Source organism: Shewanella sp. ECSMB14101 (assembly GCF_000773485.1).
Classification (GTDB): Bacteria; Pseudomonadota; Gammaproteobacteria; order Enterobacterales; family Shewanellaceae; genus Shewanella; species Shewanella marisflavi.
The window spans coordinates 77,272-95,325 of the sequence record NZ_JSFF01000003.1; the positions used below are offsets into that span (position 1 = coordinate 77,272).

Sequence of the window (18,054 nt, forward strand, 5' to 3'; positions counted from 1 at the left end):
TAAGACCCTATAGTATCGCGTCGCTTTAATTCAGTTTTATGTCATTGTCCAGGTGTTCACTCAGCGCCTTATCTAACAGCTGAGCATCTAACTGTTTGTTAGTTGATACCCCCAGTTGCTGCATCTGATGAGCCTGACGGATAAGGTTACCCTTACCTGAGGTCAACTTACCCATGGCGGCCTGGTAATGCTTGTCCAGGGACTCCACGGCACGGCCAACTTTTTCCATGTCTTCAAGGTAGCCGCATAACTTGTCGTAAATTTTACCCGCTTGCTTGGCAATGCGTTGGGCATTTTGGTTCTGATATTCATAGCGCCAAATATTGTTGATCGTGCGTAGTGCCACCAACAAGTTGGTGGGGCTGACCAGCATGATATTGTTTTCTAGTGCATAGTTTATCAGCCCTGGCTCATGCTCTAATGCCAGCAAGAAGGCAGGCTCCAATGGAATAAACATTAGCACATAATCCAGGCTTGTTAAGCCGTGCAGTGTTTGATAATCCTTTTGACTGAGTCCTTTGATGTGGTTGCGAATAGACAGGCAGTGTTCCTTGATGGCTGCAGCCTTAGTTGCCTCATCTTCGCTGTTGAAATAGCGTTCGTAGGCGAGTAAGGACATCTTGGCGTCGATCACCACATCTTTGTTTTCGGGCAGATGGACGATGACATCAGGCTTAAAGCGTTTGCCATTGTCGTGTTTTAAATCTTGTTGGGTCTCATATTCGTGCCCTTCGCGCAGGCCGCTCTCTTGCAGCACGCGCTCTAAAATCACTTCGCCCCAGTTGCCTTGCTGCTTGTTGTCACCTTTAAGCGCCTTGGTAAGGTTGATGGCGTCCTGACTCATCTGCAGGTTGAGTGCCTTGAGGGATTCCAGCTGGTGCTTCAGTGCACTGCGTTCACTCTGCTCAACTGTGTAGGATTCTTGAACCTGCTTTCTAAATCCTTCAAGCTGCTGTTTAAAGGGAGAAAGCACGTTTGATAGCTGCAGTTCATTCTCATGCTGTAATCGCTGGGTCTTTGCATCAAAAATTTTGTTGGCTAAGTTTTCAAATTGTTGGGTTAGACGGGTCTCAGACTCATGCAGGTGCTGAATTTTATCTTCCAGCGCCCGTTGCTCGGTTTCAAATTTCACCGTTAGGGTCTGTTGTAGAGCATTGGATTTTGACAGTGCCAGTTGAGTCTCCATCTGTTTACGCTGGCTTTGCTGTAGTTGTTGTTCTAACTCCTCGGCGCGTTTAGCCTGGGCCTGACTCATGCCCAGCAGATTGATCTGCTGCTCGAGTTTCTGCGTAAGAACTCCTACTTCGCTGCGTTTTTCTTCCAGTGTCGCCTCGAGTAGCAGCATGGCGTTGGTGTGCTGCTGGATAAGCTCTTCTCTGACCGTTTGCCATTTAGCCCTGGTTAGACGCTGGTTGAGCAGGGCGCCAATAAGCAGTGCGAGCAAGGAGACGGCTCCTAAGACAATGATTTGTGGTAGAGATAAAGGAAGTTCGGTCAGCATAGTCAATATCCGTTTTAGGCTAGGCGGTTAGCGTCTCATGTGGCACAAATGGGTTCAAGTAGCGATCGAGTAAATGACGAACACTTGTTCGTTAAATATTATTTAGGTGAAATTTTTTAAGGCATTAGACTATCTAATTCAGCATAGGTTGAAACGATTAATGACATTGAAGTGGTGAAGCATATGGCAAAAGGTTCCCAAGGCAGAGCAAGCTGGAATGAGAAAGCATCGCAGGTAACGCCTGAAGCTGTGTTTAATGATAGGCGCACTATTGTTAAGGCGTTAGGCCTAGGCGCGCTGGGGGCCAGTATTCCCGGTCAGGTGCAGGCGGGCTTGTTTGATCTGTTTGGCAAGTCTGAGCCGCAATCGCCTTTTGTGACCCACCCCTTAGCCTTTTCGCACAACAAGGGGTTTGGTCAGCAGGAGATATTGACGCCCGAACAGAAGGTGACCACCCACAATAACTTTTATGAATTTGGCACCAGTAAGACGGATCCTTATGAAAATGCTCAGGGGTTTAAGGTCGATCCCTGGACGTTGCGTATTGATGGCATGGTGGATAAGCCGCTGACATTAGATCTTGATGATTTGCACAAGTTGTTTCCCCTAGAAGAGCGCATATATCGTTTGCGTTGCGTCGAGGCCTGGTCAATGGTGATCCCTTGGGTGGGGTTTTCTCTGAAACAGTTACTCGATAAGGCGGGGGTAAAATCAGGTGCGACCCATGTGGCGTTTGAAACCCTGTTCGATCCCGATCAGATGCCAGGGCAGAAAAGCCGTTTAATGGGAGGGGGTATTCATTATCCCTACGTGGAAGGCCTGCGCCTTGATGAGGCCACCAATGAATTGGCCTTTATGGCCGTAGGTCTCTATGGCAAGACATTACCCCCGCAAAATGGCGCGCCGGTACGTTTGGTGGTGCCTTGGAAATATGGCTTTAAGAGCATCAAATCTGTGGTGCGGATCCATGTCATGGATAAACAGCCGCCCACCAGCTGGAATCAGCTGGCGCCACATGAGTATGGTTTCTACGCCAATGTGAACCCTAAAGTGGATCACCCAAGGTGGTCACAGGCAACCGAGCGACGTATCGGTGAAGGGGGGATCTTCTCCGCCCAGCGGATCCCCACCTTGCCCTTTAATGGCTATGGCGAGCAGGTGGCCCATCTCTACAAGGGGATGGATTTGCGTCAGTATTACTAAAATGTTTGGGGAGTCACTTTGTTTAGATTACAGGCTCGGCATCTGCTGCCTTTGAAAATTCTGTTTCACCTGATAGGCCTTGTGCCTATTGCGCTGTTGCTGTGGCAGGTACTGACGGGTCGCGCTGGCGGCGATCCGGTTCAGTATATTATTCACTATACGGGAATGGGCACTATCAACGCCTTGGTTGCCGTGTTACTCATTTCGCCTGTGGCCAAGCGGTTTAAATTGGGAATCTTGATGCAGACACGTCGTCTTGTGGGCCTCTATGTCTTTGCCTATGCATCGCTACATATTTTTGCCTTTTTGAGTCTGGATCTACTGTTTGCCTGGCAACTGCTGTTCAGTGAGATCGTCAAGCGTCCTTACATATTGGTGGGGGCATGCGGCTACATCATCTTGTTATTGCTGGCGCTGACGTCTTTTAACAGGGTGAGGCGAGCCATGGGCAGGCGCTGGCAGCAGCTTCACAATGGTATCTATCTGCTGGCCTTGCTGGCGCCAATTCACTTCTATTGGTCGGTTAAGTCTGAGGTCATAGAACCGAGTTTCTATCTGGCTGGGTTGATAGCGCTGCTATTAGTGAGAGTGGATATAAAACAGCTGAGAAACCGCCTGTCTGTACTCACAGGCTAGGTTTACAGACTAGGCGAGCTGGCTACCGATTTTTTCTGCCATCTGCGGCGAAAAATGGTGGCTATTACCACTGATTTTTTTCGCCTGATACATGTTGTCGTCGGCGATTTTAATGAGGGCTAGTCGGGTGAGGTCATCTTCGGGGTACATGGCAACACCAATACTGAGGTTTAATGAGACGCTGGTGCGGCCACAAACGATAGGTGGGGATAGTTGTTGAATGATCTTATCGATCACCAGAGAGACCTCTGTAATGTCGTTGATGGGCTCCAGCCAGACGACAAATTCATCGCCTCCTAGTCGACCACAGATATCAGAGCTACGCACGGCGTTTTGGATCCGTCTGGCGGCGGTCAATAATACCTTATCGCCATTGTCATGCCCCAGGCTGTCATTGACCTGCTTAAACTTATCTAGATCGATAAATAACATGGCGGCGTGCATCTTGGTGCGTTGACAGCGGGCGATAGCCGTATCGATCTGGCGCTCAAAGGCGCTGCGAGAATAGAGCCCGGTAAGATCGTCGTGCTCTGCTACATACTTAAGCTTTTGTGTTTGGCGTTTAAGTTGTTTGGTTTGCGCCGCCACTTCGCCCTGTAATGCCTCTTTCTTAATGGTGGTTTCTTTGAGTTTCTGGGTCATAGCGTTGAATTTCTGCGCCAATATTGCCAGTTCGTTTTTATGAACAATTTCGATATGGTTATCGAGATCACCTTGGCTTAACTTGCTGATCCCTTGGGTTATCCTATGAAGGCTCTCCCTGAACACCTTGAGGGTTGAGGTGGTTACCAGTAGCAAAATTAATGAGCCAGCCAGTAGAAGGAAGATGGTAGTAGTGAGAATTTTTGATTGCTGCTCTGCAAGACTGTCAATGACGAGTCGTTGCAGGCTGGTCAGATCTTCGCTCATGGACTGAATGGTGATATTAAACCTGGTGGTTAACATGCCGCGGACCGAGATGATCCCCCGCTGCGGTTGCGAACTCATTTGTTGGCCAGTTAAGATGAGCAGGGCGGATAGACTGTCGGTCATACGGTTGAGGTTTGAGGTCAAAACCTTAGCCTCGGGCACCAAAAAGTGGGCGTTAGCCAGTTTAATCTTAAGCTGCTCGTGAGCGTCTAGGGTTTGATTCAATACCTCTTCATCTTGGAACTCTTGTAGCGCCCAGAGTCGACTTCTCAGCACATCTATGGACGTTTCCAACTCCATGATGTGAGACATCTGCTGTAGGTTTTCTTGTTGAATATTTTTGAGGCCAGCGAAAGTCAGCAAGATGGTTGTTGTCAGAAACAGGCTGACAAATAGCAGCAATTTCAACCTGGTATTGATCATCATAGGTCTAATAACGTCCTAGTTGTCGAGCGCCTGCATAAGGGCTGAGTCGTCCAGAAGCAGCCTGTAATCTGGTGTGTTCTCTGCTTCTACCGCACCACTGGCAATTGCCCAACGTGCTTGCGCATGTAAGTTAGAAAGCAGCGAGTTATTTAAAGATAGCCGAAAAATATAATCGTTCCATGCCCACTCCAACTCGGGCAGGGGCATATCCAGATAGTCACTGATAATTTGTTTTGCGCGTTGAGGATGCTGATTAATGAAGTGCTGTGCGCTTTTTAACGCCTTTAAGATATTGGCGTGGTGATTTTGATTTAACTTGGCATTGTTCTCTGTTGCGACCAAATTAAAGGAGAGGTTATAGATCCCTTTGCCAGGATATTGATATATCTTGTCATCGTGTTCTTTTATCAGTTGATAGCCAAAGGGCTCCCACACCGAAATGGCATCAACCTCTCCCGACAGCAGGGCGGGCCCAAGTGCTTGGGGCGACATAAATACCTTCTCAAACTCCTGCTGTTGATGACCACTAATGATAAGAAATGCATCGGCAAAGAACTCACTGGCGCTGGCTTTAACCATACCTATTTTTTTATGTTGGAATTGAGTCATGCTCATTGGATGACCATCATTAAGCGTCAGCAATTTGAGATCGTTATTTGATTCGACAAAACTAGCCAGGAGGCGAAAATCATTGCGCTCAAAGCCATTAAACATGATGACGGTTTCTGAGCTGGTGGCCAGATCGGCAACCCCTTGTATCATAGCTTGAAAACAGAGGTGGCCACCGCGCAGCGGGATCAATTCGATGTCGAGATTGTAGGGCTTAAAAAGTTCCAGTTCTCTGGCAATAATAAGTGGTGCGCTGAGGGGAGTCGTTGAGGTGGCGATTTTAAATTTGGTGGGCGGTTCTGTGGCGGGGGCTTTTGCGCCCCACCAGTTAATCGATAACAGTCCCATGGTGATAATCACCAAGAATACTATTCCCTTAGTCTTCATTGCTTAAGATTACCCTTATAAAAAGTGTTGACACTTTAGTGTAGTTGTAAATAGCCAAATCAGACGGATTATTCCTTCATCTGCATTATATCTTCTCTAAGCCGTTATTTTATTCTACAAAAGTATACATTTATAGGTATTTCCAATTTTGACAAACCTCTGATGATAGACGAAATTTAAAGGGTCCGTGGACTAATCCGGTTACTTTTCGAGGTGTCGCCTATGAACGCCATCTATACGCTATTTCGTAAATTTAAAATTGCCCATCGATTGCTGTTAATGTTGCTGCTCGCCATAGTGGCGACCGGCATCATGTTTATTTTTGCCTTGATGAATATCGAAGAGGTGTTGATCAAGGAGAAAGAAGCAAAATTATCGGCGCTCTCCGATGTGGGTGAGAAGGTGATTAGTCAGTTCTATGAGGCGTCTCAATCGGGCGATATGTCGACCGAGGAGGCAAAGCGTGCTGCCATTGAGGCGTTAGATGCGTTGCGGTATGAGGGCAACGAATATTTTTGGACCATAGATCGCCAGGGAATAATGGTACAACACGCTTTTGCTAAGAAATTGGTGGGCACCAATGTGCTGGGAATGAAAGCTCCTAACGGTGTACAGCTATTTGAGAAGATGGTAACAGGCACGGCGAATAACGAGTACGCTTTGGTTGAGTATATGTGGAACCGTCCAAATGCTACGGAACCCAGTCCTAAGATGAGTGTGGTTAAGCGGTTTCAGCCCTGGGGCTGGATTGTGGGCACCGGAATTTATGTCGATGATATTCAAGATGAAATGCAAGCTTTTAGCGGTAGATACCTACTGATCTGTATTGCGGTGTGGTTACCTGTGATCTTAATTCTTGGTGCCATATCCCGCAGTATTTCTGCGCCTATGGCCGATACCATAGCCGCCTTTGAAAACATTGCCAGAGGCGAAGGGGATCTCACCTTAAGGTTAGAGGAATCGGGTCGGGATAAACTGAAGCAGGTTGCCGCTAGCTTTAATGTTTTTGTGGCGAAGATCCAAGCCTTGGTTAACTCGGTTGCGGCTTCCGTTTCCCATAGTCGTGAGCTGGCCGAAGGGCTGGCCGATATCTCGTCCCAGGCCAGTGCAGTGACGGCTAACATGCAGGCAGAAACCCAGAGTGTGGCGACGGCGATTAATGAGATGTCGATGGCCTCATCTGAGGTCGCATCTAATGCACAGTTGGCTGCCGATAGTGCGGGTAGCGCCGATGTTGAAGCCGATAATACCGTCATAGTGGTCGATGGTGCCGTGGCTAAGATTCAGAGCCTGTCAAACGAGTTGGAAGTGACCGCTAGTGAGGCGCAGGCATTGCAGGTTAGCTCGGGGCAGATAGGGCAGATCCTTGATGTGATTGTGGGAATAGCCGAGCAGACCAACCTGCTTGCGCTGAATGCGGCAATTGAGGCAGCACGGGCTGGTGAAGCGGGCCGCGGCTTTGCCGTGGTGGCCGATGAAGTTCGAACCCTGGCCAGTCGCACGCAAGAGTCGACCCAAGAGATCAATGGGATCATCGAGGCGATTCGCGCGTCCGTTGAAAGTGTTAATGCCTCGGTGGCTCGTGCCAAGGCACAATCTGAGCAAACTGTGGGCGAGACCACTCAAGTTGTCGATGCCTTGCAGATGATTAAGTCTTCAATAAAACAGATCTCTGACATGAATATTCAAATTGCCACCGCAACAGAAGAGCAAAGTGCAGTGATCGCCGAGTTGAACATGAATGTCACCCGCATTAACGACATCTCGCTGGAGAATCAACAAAAGAGTGAAGAGATAGGCAGTACCAGTGAACAAGTTAAAGTGGGTTCTGCCGAGCTTGAATCGCTTATTTCAACGTTTAAACTGTAAGTAAAATAAGTGGCCTGCCAAGAGCAGGCCTTTATTTTTCCTGCTGGCTCATAATATTCAACACTTGGTCGTAAGGCAGGCCATATTCTCGAGACAGGTTAATGACCTTAGTTTTAAAAGTTTGAATATTTTCCTGACGAGCCTGGTTGGCTTTCTCTTCTTCGACTAATTTATTGACGACCTCTTGTAAAATAAGCAGCCTGCGTAGATTAAAGTCTAATGATTTTAGATACTTCTCCATTTGTGCTTGAGTGCGTGCCTGACCCAGTTCAATGCTGTGTTTCTGGTCATAACCAAATTTATCGAGGGCCGCCATTGCATCTTGTAAATCGAGTTTATCTGTCATTTTATTCCAATGTGTCTTTGCCGATCACACACAATTATGTATCGGTTCATTGAGGAGCATAGTGACAAAATGTCACCTGGGTAAATTAGGGAAAGCACATTTTAAAACCGATCGAATTTAAATTCATCTAATTTTCATTTTATTCCTGCCTTGTTATAGTAACTTCATCATTGGTTTAGTTGCAGGGAGGCTGCAATGCTGGATCTTTTGCCCGATCTTTTCGATCGTTATGATGCTCAATTATCGCTGTTGGCGCCCCATTACCGTCAGTTTGGCCAGAAACACATTTTCTGGGGGGAGGTGGTGACGGTGAAATGTCATGAAGACAACTCCAAAGTCAAGCAGCTGTTGTCACAACCCGGACAAGGTAAGGTATTGGTCGTCGATGGTGGTGGCTCAAACCGACGGGCCTTACTTGGCGATATGATTGCCCAGAGCGCCGTGGACAATGGCTGGAGTGGCATAGTGATCAATGGTTATGTGCGAGATGTGGCAGCATTGAAGCAGATGCCTATTGGTATTCAAGCACTTGGAGCCAATCCGATTAAGACGGATAAGCGTGATTTGGGTGATGTTAATATTACGCTGGAGATAGATCGCGTTATAATTAAACCAGGTATGATGCTTTATGCAGATGATAATGGCATTGCCGTGTCATCAATGCCGTTGGATCTCTCGTAATTGGTCGAAAGCCAGTTGAACACTCCTACCAGATGGAACCTGTTATGAAATTTTTAAAATGGCTACTTATCGTATTCGCCTCTCTTTTCCTGTTATTGGCCGCCTACCTGACGCTTATTTTTGACCCTAACGATTTTAAACCGCAAATTGTCGAGGCGGTGAAAAAACAAACGGGCAGAACACTCACTATTAACCAAGATCTGAGTTGGACCTTCTTTCCAAGTATCGGTATTGCACTGGGTGACATTAGTCTCTCTAATCCTAAGGGCTTTAAAAACGACACCATGCTCAAGGTTGATGGCATAGTCGCCGAAGTCGCTTTGTTGCCTTTATTGAGCAAAGAAGTTGAAATTGCACAGCTCAACCTCGACGGTCTAACGCTTAACTATGATAGTTACAAGAATGGCCGTACTAGCCTAGACGGATTAACGTCCGGCGGTGATAAGGCTGGCGCTGAACAAGCAGTAAGTGACAGCAAGCCTGCAGAAGGTAGTGTGCAGCTCAGTAGCCTCAATATCGGCGGAATTGCCATTACCAATACTCAGGTAAATCTTTTCGATGAGGCGACGGGTAAGGTACAAGCGCTGAAGTTAGAGGCACTGACCTTAGGGGCATTTAGCCTAGATAAGTTCGCCGATATTAGCTTTAAATTTTCTATGGTCCAGCCCGAGATGACGCTAACCAGCGAAGGTAATGGCGAGATTAAGGTCGACGGCAGCCTGGCCAAGCTCACCATTAAGGATTTTGTGGTTGAAAACATCGTTGAGGGAGACGCAATTCCTAACAAGCGGATGCAGATGGATCTGACTAGCCAAATTGAACTAGACAATCAGGCGAAGACGCTGGCGGTAGTCCTCTCTAGTCTGAGTCTTGAGCAAATTAAGGCCCAGGGTAAGTTGGCCGTTAATTACGGTGCTAAAGTGCCGGATGTGGTGGCCTCTATGAGTTTTGGCGACATAGATCTGACTCCCTATATGGCGAAAGGAGAGGCAGCTAAAGCCGATGAGAAAGACGGCGCAGCCAGTGCGAGTGCCCAAGAGCCCGATTTGACCGGTATGAAGGCAGTCAACCTTAAGCTGGATCTTGATATTAAATCTGTGGTTGCCGATAAGATCAAGACAGAGAATTGGTTGATGAAGCTGATGCTTAAAAACGGCGTGTTAGATGTCAATCAACTTAGCGCCGATCTTTATCAAGGCAAACTGCTTGCTAGTGCGCAACTTGACGGACGTAAAAAGGTGGCCAGCTATCGCTTTGATAAGAAGATCTCGGGGATTCAGGTGCGCCCACTGCTTACCGATGCTGCCGAGGTCGACATGCTTGCCGGTACCACAAATTTTGAGGTGGCAGGCAGTGGCTTTAGTCTTATTCCTGATAACATTAAGCGTAACCTTAATGCTAAGGGACAGTTTGAGATTGCCGATGGTTCACTCTATGGTGTGAATATCCCGCAGATGCTGCGTGATGCTAAGGCTAAGTTGGCAGGGGATTTAAATGCCACCTCAGCTGGTGAAAAGAAAACAGACTTTACCAGCCTCACGGGCAGTTTCACTATGGCTAAGGGTCAGGTTACCAATCCCGATCTGAATATGGCATCGCCTCTGATCCGCCTGCAGGGTAAGGGCAATGTTAACCTCTTGTCTGAGGCGATCGATTATGCACTTAAGACCTCTGTTGTGGGATCATTAGAGGGCCAGGGGAGTGCCGAGAAGGATGAGCTTTATGGTTTGGAGATCCCCTTCGCTATCAGTGGCACCATCAGTGAGCCTAAGTTCGCTTTAGATACGGCGGCATTGTTTGATGCAAAACTGAAGAAAGAAGCCGAAAAAGCCACTGATGATCTAAAAGATAAGCTGTTTAAGAAGTTAGGTGGGTTTTAGTGGCAACTCATTTAATGGTGTAACACGCGATAAATAGCAGTCACAAAAAAAGCGATGCCTTGGCATCGCTTTTTTATCTTTATTAACCCGGTGATTTATCGCTAACAGTCGAGGTGATTAAACTCGTGATTTAGTCACATCAACATACAGGGTCAGCTTCTGTCCTGGTTGCAGATATTTTTTGGTCGATAGGCTGTTCCATTTAACCAGTTGGTTTACGCTGACATTGAACTTACTGGCTATTTTAGCCAGTGAATCGCCAGAGCGTACTGTGTAATTGACTGTGCGGGTGACCGCCTTATCCTTGCCTTGTTGCCAGATCACCAACTTTTGGCCTACAGAGAGAGTATCTTTCGGGGCCATACCATTCCATTTAGCCAGCTTAGACACACTCACCTTGTGCTGTTTGGCGATAAGCCAGAGTGAGTCCCCTGATTTAACCTGGTAGCTGAGTTTATAGCCGTTACCACCAGATTGATGTTTTTGTAATCTTTGGTCCGCAGACAAGAGATACTTGGCGGGATCTTTGGCAGAGATAGGGATCAGTAGATGCTTGCCGGCAATAATACGGTTGTTTTTAATATCGTTAACCGCACGGAGCGCCGATGGTGTGGTGTTAAATCGCTTGGCGATTAGCCCTAGGCTGTCACCCGACTTTATCTTATAACGCTGCCATTTTAGGCGCTGATCTTGGCTGCTGGCCGCTAAATTGGTTTCAAACACGTCAGCGCGATCAAGCGGCACCACTATCTGGTGAGGGCCTTCAGGCGCAGTCGCCCACTGGTTAAAGCCAGGATTTAAGGCGTGCAGTTCGTTAAGCTTCATACCTGCCATCTCGGCGGCGAGTGCCAGATCGATTTGGCTGCCTACATCCACAACTTTCAGTTGCGGCTGGTTAGGAATGGGGTGGAGCGAGATCCCATATTTTTCGGCATTGGCTACGACATCGGCGAGTGCTAATAGTTGCGGGACATAGCGCTCAGTTTCCCTTGGTAGGCTCAATGCCCAGAAATCGGTCGCTACCCCTTTAGACTGGTTGCGTTTCACCGCATTGAGTACACGCCCTTCGCCCGTGTTATAGGCGGCAATAGCATAGAGCCAATTATTGTGGGTTTTTTGATAGAGGTATTCCATCATATCCAGTGCTGCCGTGGTTGCAGCAGGCACATCGCGGCGACCGTCATACCACCAGTTCATCTCCAGGCCAAAGTGTTTAGCCATGGGGGCAGTAAATTGCCATAAGCCAGATGCAGCGCCATGGGAATAAGCGAAGGGATCGAATGCGCTCTCGACGATAGGCAGTAGTGCCAACTCGATAGGTAAGTTGCGCTGCTCTATCTCTTCGACAATGAGATACATAAAGGGCTCAGCACGCTCAGAAACGCGGGCCAGGTGCTGGGGATGCTTCAGGTACCAGTCGCGATATTGATTTACCAGTTTCTGATCGGGTACAGGCATAGAAAGCCCCAGACGAATACGCTGCCACACATCGCTGATCTGAATGGGCTCAGGTTCGATAGGAGCTGTCACTTGGGGTTCAACCACTATGGGTGTTGTGGTGGCTATGGCCGGTTCAGGTTCCGGCTGAGTAAAGGTTTGGCAACCTGCGAGCAGGGAGAGTCCCCCTGCGATCAGGAAAATGGGTAAGCGCATCGACAATAATTCCTTACTTTGGGTCCCTCTAACAAAGCATCTGCCAAGGCGTTTTCCTTGGCTTAGCTGGGCGGGGACTTAATTAGCGCGACATTGTATAGGAATTATTAGAAATTGTCCTTCCATTGACGTAGAAGCGTGAAACTGGTGTCAATATCCGTCACATCCTGGCTGAAATGTTGACCTAATGCCGCTTTAATTGTGGCTTGATCGGCGCGCAGGAAAGGGTTGATCTGCTTCTCTAGCCCAATGCTAGAGGGCAGGCTGGGCTGTTGCTGTTCTCGGCGTTGCTTAACGTGAGCGGCGTAGTCAGCCAGCGCCTGGTTGTCATGCTCGACCGTTTGGGCAAAGGCCAGATTCGCTTGCGTGTATTCGTGGGCCGGATAGACCTTGACCTTGTCATCGAGTGCGGCCAAAGCGTCGAGGGAGTGTCTCATCTGCGTTGGCGTGCCCTCAAACAGGCGTCCACAGCCGCCACTAAATAGGGTATCGCCGCAGAAAAGGTGATCGTCAATCAGATAGGCAATATGACCTAAGGTGTGGCCGGGGAGGTGAAATATCTGGGCATTGCTGTCCAGTCTATCGGGGCTGATACTTTCTGTTTTCCCCGAGATGGGATGATTGATCCCCTTAATATTTTCACTGTCTGGACCATACACAGTGAGGTTATGGTCGTGATAGGTTTGCAGGGCTGCTATGCCGCCGGTGTGATCGCTATGGTGATGAGTAATTAAGATCCCATCGAGTTTGATCTCATGTTGCTTTAAATAGTCGATAACCACATTGGCATCACCTGGGTCGACCACATAATAACCCTTGGTGTCATGGGCATGGATCAGCCAGATATAGTTGTCATTAAAGGCGGGAATTGGGGTAACACTGTGCATAGCGATTCTCACTGGGATTGGGTGACACGCATTTAGTTTACTGAGCAAAGCTATTGCGTGTATAGCGCTTTAGGGATTTAATACTAAAATAGTCACATCATTAGGGACTGTTTGTTTTTGTTGTTTGTTTCTGAAGCAGTTTTTAGGCGATTTATAGGATGAAAAAGCTATGTCTCGCCTTGGTTGCTCACATGGCGATTAAAACGCGTTATGATGGCAACAGAAGATCAACTTGAAAAGGCAAACCGCCCCTTGGGAAACCAGAATAATGAGTCTTGGAGTGACCTGTGTCCTTTGATCTGATCAAACCCCAGACTTGGCAGGATTTGCCCAACGGGCTTTGGCTGCAAGAGGCTATCGAAGATACGTTGATGCCTTGGTGGCCAAAAGTGTTTGGCTATCACATGCTTAACATAGGCCCGCTAAGTTATGCGTTGGAAAAACCCTGTCTACCGATAGGGCGAGAGTTCTCTCTTTGCGAATCGGCGCTTTGCTCCTTGCAAGGCGAGCACGCACAGTTGCCCATTCAAAATGGGGTGATAGATGCTGTGGTCTGTTCCATGGTGCTTGATTTTGAAGCCAACCCTTATAGCGTATTACGAGAGACCGACAGGGTGCTTATCTCTGGCGGATATCTGTTTATCATAGGTTTTAACCCATTAAGCCCGGCCTTTTTGGGTAAGATGTTGCCCAGTCGTCAGGAGCAGTTGCCTTGGTGCGGGCGTTTCTTTACCCCCTCTAGGGTAAAAGATTGGCTTGGGTTACTCGGCTATCAAGTGGTGGGCGATGAGCGTCTTGTTTATCATCATCTGCTAAGTGAGATCCATGGCGATTCCATCTGGCAACATGCATTGCAGGCCTGGTTGCCGGGCAGTGGCAGCGTCTATATATTGGTTGCCCGCAAGTTAGACTCTCCCATGACGCCGATAATGGACAAGCAAAAGGTTCGTCAGCCCAAATGGTCGACCGCGCCAACCGCAGGCAGGGTAAAGCAGTTGCGCCTAAAATGATCTTTTCGTCAAGCAGGTAAAATGAGAATTACCTTAAAGCAATTAGCTATTTTTGAAGCTGTCGCTCGCAGCGGTCAGGTGGCGAAGGCGGCTCAGCGTCTGAACCTCTCGGCGCCAGCGACCTCTATGGCCCTTGGTGAGTTAGAGAAGCAACTCGATACCCGCTTATTTGAACGGGTGGGGAATCGGCTGAGACTCAATGCCCAGGGAAGTCTGCTATTACCGCTGGCCACGCAGACCCTGCAGCAAGTGGAGCAGATAGAACATCTGTTTTCCTCCCCAGAGGCGCAAATGAGCGGCACCTTGAGTGTGGCGGCCAGCTCAACCATAGGCAACTATCTGCTTGCCAAGAGCGCGGTGGCTTTTAGTCAACAATTTACCAACGCTATGGTGGATTTGAACATCGCTAATACTCAGGCGGTGATCGATGCCGTGGTAGAGTTTCGCGCCGAGGTAGGTTTTATCGAGGGCCAATGTCTCGATAGCCGGGTAAGTGTCGAGCCTTGGCATAAAGATAGGCTGCTTATCTTCTGTCATCCGGGTCACCCTTTGGCGGGAAAAGTGGTGACACCTGATATGTTGGCCGGACATGCTTGGGTAATGCGGGAGCCGGGATCGGGCACTCGAGATTATTTTATCAATGCTGCCAATGCGCTGGCGATGCGGCCAGTGGAGAAATTTAATTTTTCTACGCCAGATGCCATAAAACAAGCGGTCAGACAAGGCGCCGGACTGGCTGTCTTGTCTGAACTTACCCTTGAAAAGGAGCTTCAGCGAAGGGAACTGGCGTTGATCTCTGTGCCAGAGCTCACCCTGGCGCGCCAGTTTTATAAAATTCGTCATAAGAGCCGTAAGCCGACGGCACTGTGCAGCGCCTTTGAACTTTTCTGTCAGCGTTTTTTGGCACTGTCGCCGACAAGTTAGGCCAGGTTAACTGGTTTAACCTTATAAGGGATAGCCGGTATCTATTGCGCTGGGTTTTGCCTCAGCGGCCTCTCGCGCCAGGGTATCACAGCGCTCGTTTTCGATATGACCGGCATGGCCTTTTACCCAGCGCCAATCGATCTGATGTGGCGTGGTTGCCGCATCCAGGCGTTGCCAAAGGTCGACATTTTTAACAGGCTCTTTAGCGGCCGTTAGCCAGCCTCGTTTCTTCCAGCCATGGATCCACTGAGTGATCCCTTGGCGCATATACTGGCTGTCGCTGGTGAGGATGATCTGGCAGGGCTCTTTAAGCGCCTCTAGGGCGACAATAGGGGCTAGTAGCTCCATACGATTGTTGGTGGTTAAGGCAAAACCGCCGCTGAGTTCTTTTACGTGGGCCTTATATTTCATCACCACCCCGTAGCCGCCGGGACCGGGATTGCCCAGGCAAGAACCGTCGGTATAGATTAAGAGTTGTTTCAGTCCGTGCATCAAGTTGCTACCATAGCCAAATATGGACAGCAGTATACCCAAATTTTTTTTATAAAAGCGTGTAATTATATGAATATCATCTCCAATGCTAAGCGCCAAGTGATCCTCGATACCGAAACTACTGGTATGAACCAAGGGGCAGGTGCCGTCTATTTTGGTCATCGTATTATCGAAATAGGCTGTGTCGAGGTGGTGAATCGTAAGCTGACCGGCCGCCATTTTCACGAATACATCAATCCTATGCAGCAGATTGATGAAGAGGCGATCACGGTTCACGGTATAACCAACGAGTTTGTCGCCGATAAGCCGGTATTTGCGCAGATAGCTCCCGCCTTTATCGAATTTATCGACGGCGCCGAGATTGTGGCACATAACGCGAACTTCGACGTGAGCTTTATGGATCATGAATTCTCGCTGCTGACGCCGAGAGGGCCAAAGACTTCAGATATCTGTCAGGTACTCGATTCGCTGGAGATCGCCAAATACCTTCATCCAGGGCAAAAGAATAACCTGGATGCTTTGTGTAAGCGTTATGGCATAGATAACTCACGCCGTGAGCTTCACGGCGCACTATTGGATGCCGAGATCCTCGCCGATGTTTACCTGATCATGACCGGTGGCCAGACTAAGTTTGAGCTATCTAATGAAAAGCCGGGACAAGAGAGCGGCGGGATCATGCGTCTGGATGCCAATCGCGCAAATCTTAAAGTGATCGGCGCAACGGCCGATGAACTGAGTATGCATGAACAAAGATTAGATTTAGTTGCGAAATCAGGACAATGTATTTGGCGAGGATAAACGTCATCCTATGAAAAATTGGCTAGTGTGCGCGATTTTGGCCTCTGGGCTACTGCTGCTTTCCGTTGGCGCTGCCGCCCAGGTAGTTCCTTCGTCTGAGGCCAGTGAGCTAAAAAACCGTTTTCGCATCGATCATATGGTCGATGAATTGACCCTATTCGTGCAACGCGAATATGGCAGTGCCCCAGTGATAATCGTGCTACCCGATGGTAGTAAGTGGTATGCAACGCGCCATCCAGAATCTGTGCAGTGGGTCGATGGCCTAAGTGGCGATATTATTACCATCAAATCTCCCATGCCGGGTCCTTGGCAACTTTTAGGTAAGGTGGTTAAAGGGTCTAAGATAGACAAGATCTCTAAGTTAGCGATAGAGGTTGATCCCTTACCTCGGCCGCTCTATCAAGGTGAACGGCTTAAAATTACCGCAAAGCTATTGGGTGATGCGCAGCGTATACGTATGCCCGGGCTCGACTACTTAGTGGATTGGACCGCGAAATTTATCAGCGAGCATAGGCCCGGGGATGAGAACTTTGCTGCCGGCACCCTGATCGTCGGTAGCTACAAGGATAACGGCGAAGGACTGGATGGTACGCCCGATGACGGCATTTTTACTGCCAATATCAACCTCAATCAGCCCTGGGGACATTACCGTTATCAGGTGAGTGCCAAGAACAATATTTTCAGTCGAGAGGTGGGTGGGGATATTGAGCTGCTGCCTATGCCTGTGTCTCTCTCTGTGATTACGCCCGACGATCCGCTCACAGGGCGTTGGCAGGTCGAGGTGGCTGTCGATGATGAGCAGTTGGTTTTGGCTAATACCCATTTCGAGTTTGAATTGGTGGGGCCTGCAGGGCTGCAATTGACGCTGCCAGTACAGACCATTAACAAGAAACGTATGCAGCTGACATTGCCTCAGGTGTCAGAATTTGGCAGCTATCGCATCAAGGGCGTGGTCGCGGCAACATCCGTCTCGGGACGGGAAGTGTTGATCACCTTGCCCGAGCAGTTCTTTAATCTGGTGCCGCCGCCAGAGCCGCCACCGACGGCGGAGGAGTTGGCTGCATTGGCCGCTAAGAAGGCGGCGATCGCCGAAGCCAAGGCGAAAGAGGATGCCATGTTCTGGATCATTACCATCAATATCAGTTTGTTGATCTTAGGTACCATGGCCTTGCTGGTATGGCGTAAACGGCAAAATCTAAAACAAGCATTGGCGGTAACAGCGGCAAGGCTTGAGCAGGAGCGGGCTAAGGAAATTGGGCCAACTCTTGATGAGATTGATTTGACCATGCCGGATGAGACAGATCGCAAAGGCGCAGAGCCGGACAAAAGCTAGTCAAGTTTGCTGATGAAACACTCTGGTTTGGCGAAATTTTAACTGATTAGTTTGTTTCAGAAAAAAAGTTATTGACGGGACTAGGTGGCCTAAGTATTATCCTTCGCAACTTGATGTGGAGCGGTAGTTCAGTTGGTTAGAATACCGGCCTGTCACGCCGGGGGTCGCGGGTTCGAGTCCCGTCCGCTCCGCCAATCAAGTACCTAATTTTGATGAAATGCCAAGGCGATTTATCCGAGTTTAGGAGCGGTAGTTCAGTTGGTTAGAATACCGGCCTGTCACGCCGGGGGTCGCGGGTTCGAGTCCCGTCCGCTCCGCCAACTACAGCTAAGCCTCGTCAGTAATGACGGGGCTTTTTTGTGTCTGATGTTTTTAGCATTAATGGTTCGCGTTCTCGGATGACGGTAGGGCAGTTCAGTTGGTTAAACTCTTGTTGAAAGCATGGCGGCCTGTCACGCTGGGGGGCGCGGATTCGAGTCCTGTCCGCTGTGCCAACGACAGCTAAGCCTC

Annotated in this window: 16 protein-coding genes and 2 tRNA genes; 11 read left to right on the plus strand and 7 right to left on the minus strand. The window is 48.8% G+C overall.

Going from position 1 to position 18,054, the window contains the following annotated elements; all coding sequences use genetic code 11:
- Positions 1-25: 25 nt before the first annotated feature.
- Entirely contained in the window at positions 26-1,501 is a 1,476-nt protein-coding gene (gene rmuC, locus NY07_RS03970) for a DNA recombination protein RmuC (RefSeq protein WP_033538064.1), read from the minus strand.
- Positions 1,502-1,684: 183 nt separating this feature from the next.
- Between rmuC and msrP the strand changes: the two genes are divergently transcribed.
- Both msrP and msrQ read left to right on the plus strand, forming a co-directional pair.
- Positions 1,685-2,704, plus strand: a complete 1,020-nt coding sequence (msrP, locus tag NY07_RS03975) for a protein-methionine-sulfoxide reductase catalytic subunit MsrP (protein ID WP_033538065.1) — start codon at positions 1,685-1,687, stop codon at positions 2,702-2,704.
- A gap of 18 nt (positions 2,705-2,722) precedes the next feature.
- On the plus strand, positions 2,723-3,340 hold the full coding sequence (gene msrQ, locus NY07_RS03980; protein ID WP_033538066.1) for a protein-methionine-sulfoxide reductase heme-binding subunit MsrQ: 618 nt from the start codon (positions 2,723-2,725) through the stop codon (positions 3,338-3,340).
- A gap of 9 nt (positions 3,341-3,349) precedes the next feature.
- Here the strand turns inward: msrQ and NY07_RS03985 are convergent, their stop codons facing one another.
- Positions 3,350-4,675, minus strand: a complete 1,326-nt coding sequence (locus tag NY07_RS03985) for a diguanylate cyclase domain-containing protein (protein ID WP_033538067.1) — start codon at positions 4,673-4,675, stop codon at positions 3,350-3,352.
- Between the two features lie 15 nt (positions 4,676-4,690).
- The gene (locus NY07_RS03990; RefSeq protein ID WP_033538068.1) at positions 4,691-5,671 is read right to left on the minus strand and encodes an ABC transporter substrate-binding protein; all 981 of its coding nucleotides are present in this window, start codon (positions 5,669-5,671) and stop codon (positions 4,691-4,693) included.
- Between the two features lie 222 nt (positions 5,672-5,893).
- On the opposite strand from NY07_RS03990, the gene NY07_RS03995 reads away from it, so the two are divergent.
- Complete coding sequence (locus NY07_RS03995) at positions 5,894-7,540, plus strand: methyl-accepting chemotaxis protein (RefSeq protein ID WP_033538069.1); 1,647 nt, start codon at positions 5,894-5,896, stop codon at positions 7,538-7,540.
- A gap of 31 nt (positions 7,541-7,571) precedes the next feature.
- Here NY07_RS03995 and NY07_RS04000 read toward each other — a convergent pair whose 3' ends face one another.
- Positions 7,572-7,886, minus strand: coding sequence for a hypothetical protein (locus tag NY07_RS04000; RefSeq protein ID WP_033538070.1), 315 nt, complete (start codon positions 7,884-7,886; stop codon positions 7,572-7,574).
- Positions 7,887-8,081: 195 nt separating this feature from the next.
- On the opposite strand from NY07_RS04000, the gene NY07_RS04005 reads away from it, so the two are divergent.
- Both NY07_RS04005 and NY07_RS04010 read left to right on the plus strand, forming a co-directional pair.
- On the plus strand, positions 8,082-8,567 hold the full coding sequence (locus NY07_RS04005; protein WP_033538071.1) for a putative 4-hydroxy-4-methyl-2-oxoglutarate aldolase: 486 nt from the start codon (positions 8,082-8,084) through the stop codon (positions 8,565-8,567).
- A gap of 44 nt (positions 8,568-8,611) precedes the next feature.
- The gene (locus NY07_RS04010; protein WP_033538072.1) at positions 8,612-10,447 is read left to right on the plus strand and encodes an AsmA family protein; all 1,836 of its coding nucleotides are present in this window, start codon (positions 8,612-8,614) and stop codon (positions 10,445-10,447) included.
- A 117-nt stretch (positions 10,448-10,564) separates the two neighbouring features.
- Here the strand turns inward: NY07_RS04010 and NY07_RS04015 are convergent, their stop codons facing one another.
- Together NY07_RS04015 and gloB are read right to left on the minus strand one after the other, a co-directional pair.
- Positions 10,565-12,100, minus strand: coding sequence for a LysM peptidoglycan-binding domain-containing protein (locus NY07_RS04015; RefSeq protein ID WP_033538073.1), 1,536 nt, complete (start codon positions 12,098-12,100; stop codon positions 10,565-10,567).
- Between the two features lie 107 nt (positions 12,101-12,207).
- Complete coding sequence (gloB, locus tag NY07_RS04020) at positions 12,208-12,987, minus strand: hydroxyacylglutathione hydrolase (RefSeq protein WP_033538074.1); 780 nt, start codon at positions 12,985-12,987, stop codon at positions 12,208-12,210.
- A 287-nt stretch (positions 12,988-13,274) separates the two neighbouring features.
- Here gloB and NY07_RS04025 point away from each other — a divergent pair, with 287 nt between their 5' ends.
- Together NY07_RS04025 and NY07_RS04030 are read left to right on the plus strand one after the other, a co-directional pair.
- Positions 13,275-13,997 (plus strand): class I SAM-dependent methyltransferase, encoded by a 723-nt coding sequence (locus tag NY07_RS04025; protein WP_033538075.1) that lies wholly within the window; start codon positions 13,275-13,277, stop codon positions 13,995-13,997.
- A 21-nt stretch (positions 13,998-14,018) separates the two neighbouring features.
- The gene (locus NY07_RS04030) at positions 14,019-14,921 is read left to right on the plus strand and encodes a LysR substrate-binding domain-containing protein (protein WP_033538076.1); all 903 of its coding nucleotides are present in this window, start codon (positions 14,019-14,021) and stop codon (positions 14,919-14,921) included.
- 21 nt (positions 14,922-14,942) lie between these two features.
- On the opposite strand, the gene rnhA is transcribed toward NY07_RS04030, so the two are convergent.
- A complete protein-coding gene (gene rnhA, locus NY07_RS04035) occupies positions 14,943-15,413 on the minus strand; it encodes a ribonuclease HI (RefSeq protein WP_033538219.1) in 471 nt (156 codons plus the stop codon).
- A gap of 69 nt (positions 15,414-15,482) precedes the next feature.
- Here rnhA and dnaQ point away from each other — a divergent pair, with 69 nt between their 5' ends.
- The 4 genes from dnaQ to NY07_RS04055 all read left to right on the plus strand — a co-directional run bounded on the left by dnaQ (position 15,483) and on the right by NY07_RS04055 (position 17,864).
- Positions 15,483-16,211 carry a DNA polymerase III subunit epsilon gene (gene dnaQ, locus NY07_RS04040; RefSeq protein WP_033538077.1) on the plus strand — a complete coding sequence of 243 codons (729 nt, stop codon included), beginning with the start codon at positions 15,483-15,485 and terminating at the stop codon, positions 16,209-16,211.
- Between the two features lie 10 nt (positions 16,212-16,221).
- Positions 16,222-17,544 carry a TIGR03503 family protein gene (locus tag NY07_RS04045; protein WP_033538078.1) on the plus strand — a complete coding sequence of 441 codons (1,323 nt, stop codon included), beginning with the start codon at positions 16,222-16,224 and terminating at the stop codon, positions 17,542-17,544.
- A gap of 117 nt (positions 17,545-17,661) precedes the next feature.
- Positions 17,662-17,738 (plus strand) — tRNA-Asp (locus NY07_RS04050).
- Between the two features lie 49 nt (positions 17,739-17,787).
- Positions 17,788-17,864: transfer RNA gene (locus NY07_RS04055), tRNA-Asp, on the plus strand.
- Positions 17,865-18,054: the final 190 nt, after the last annotated feature.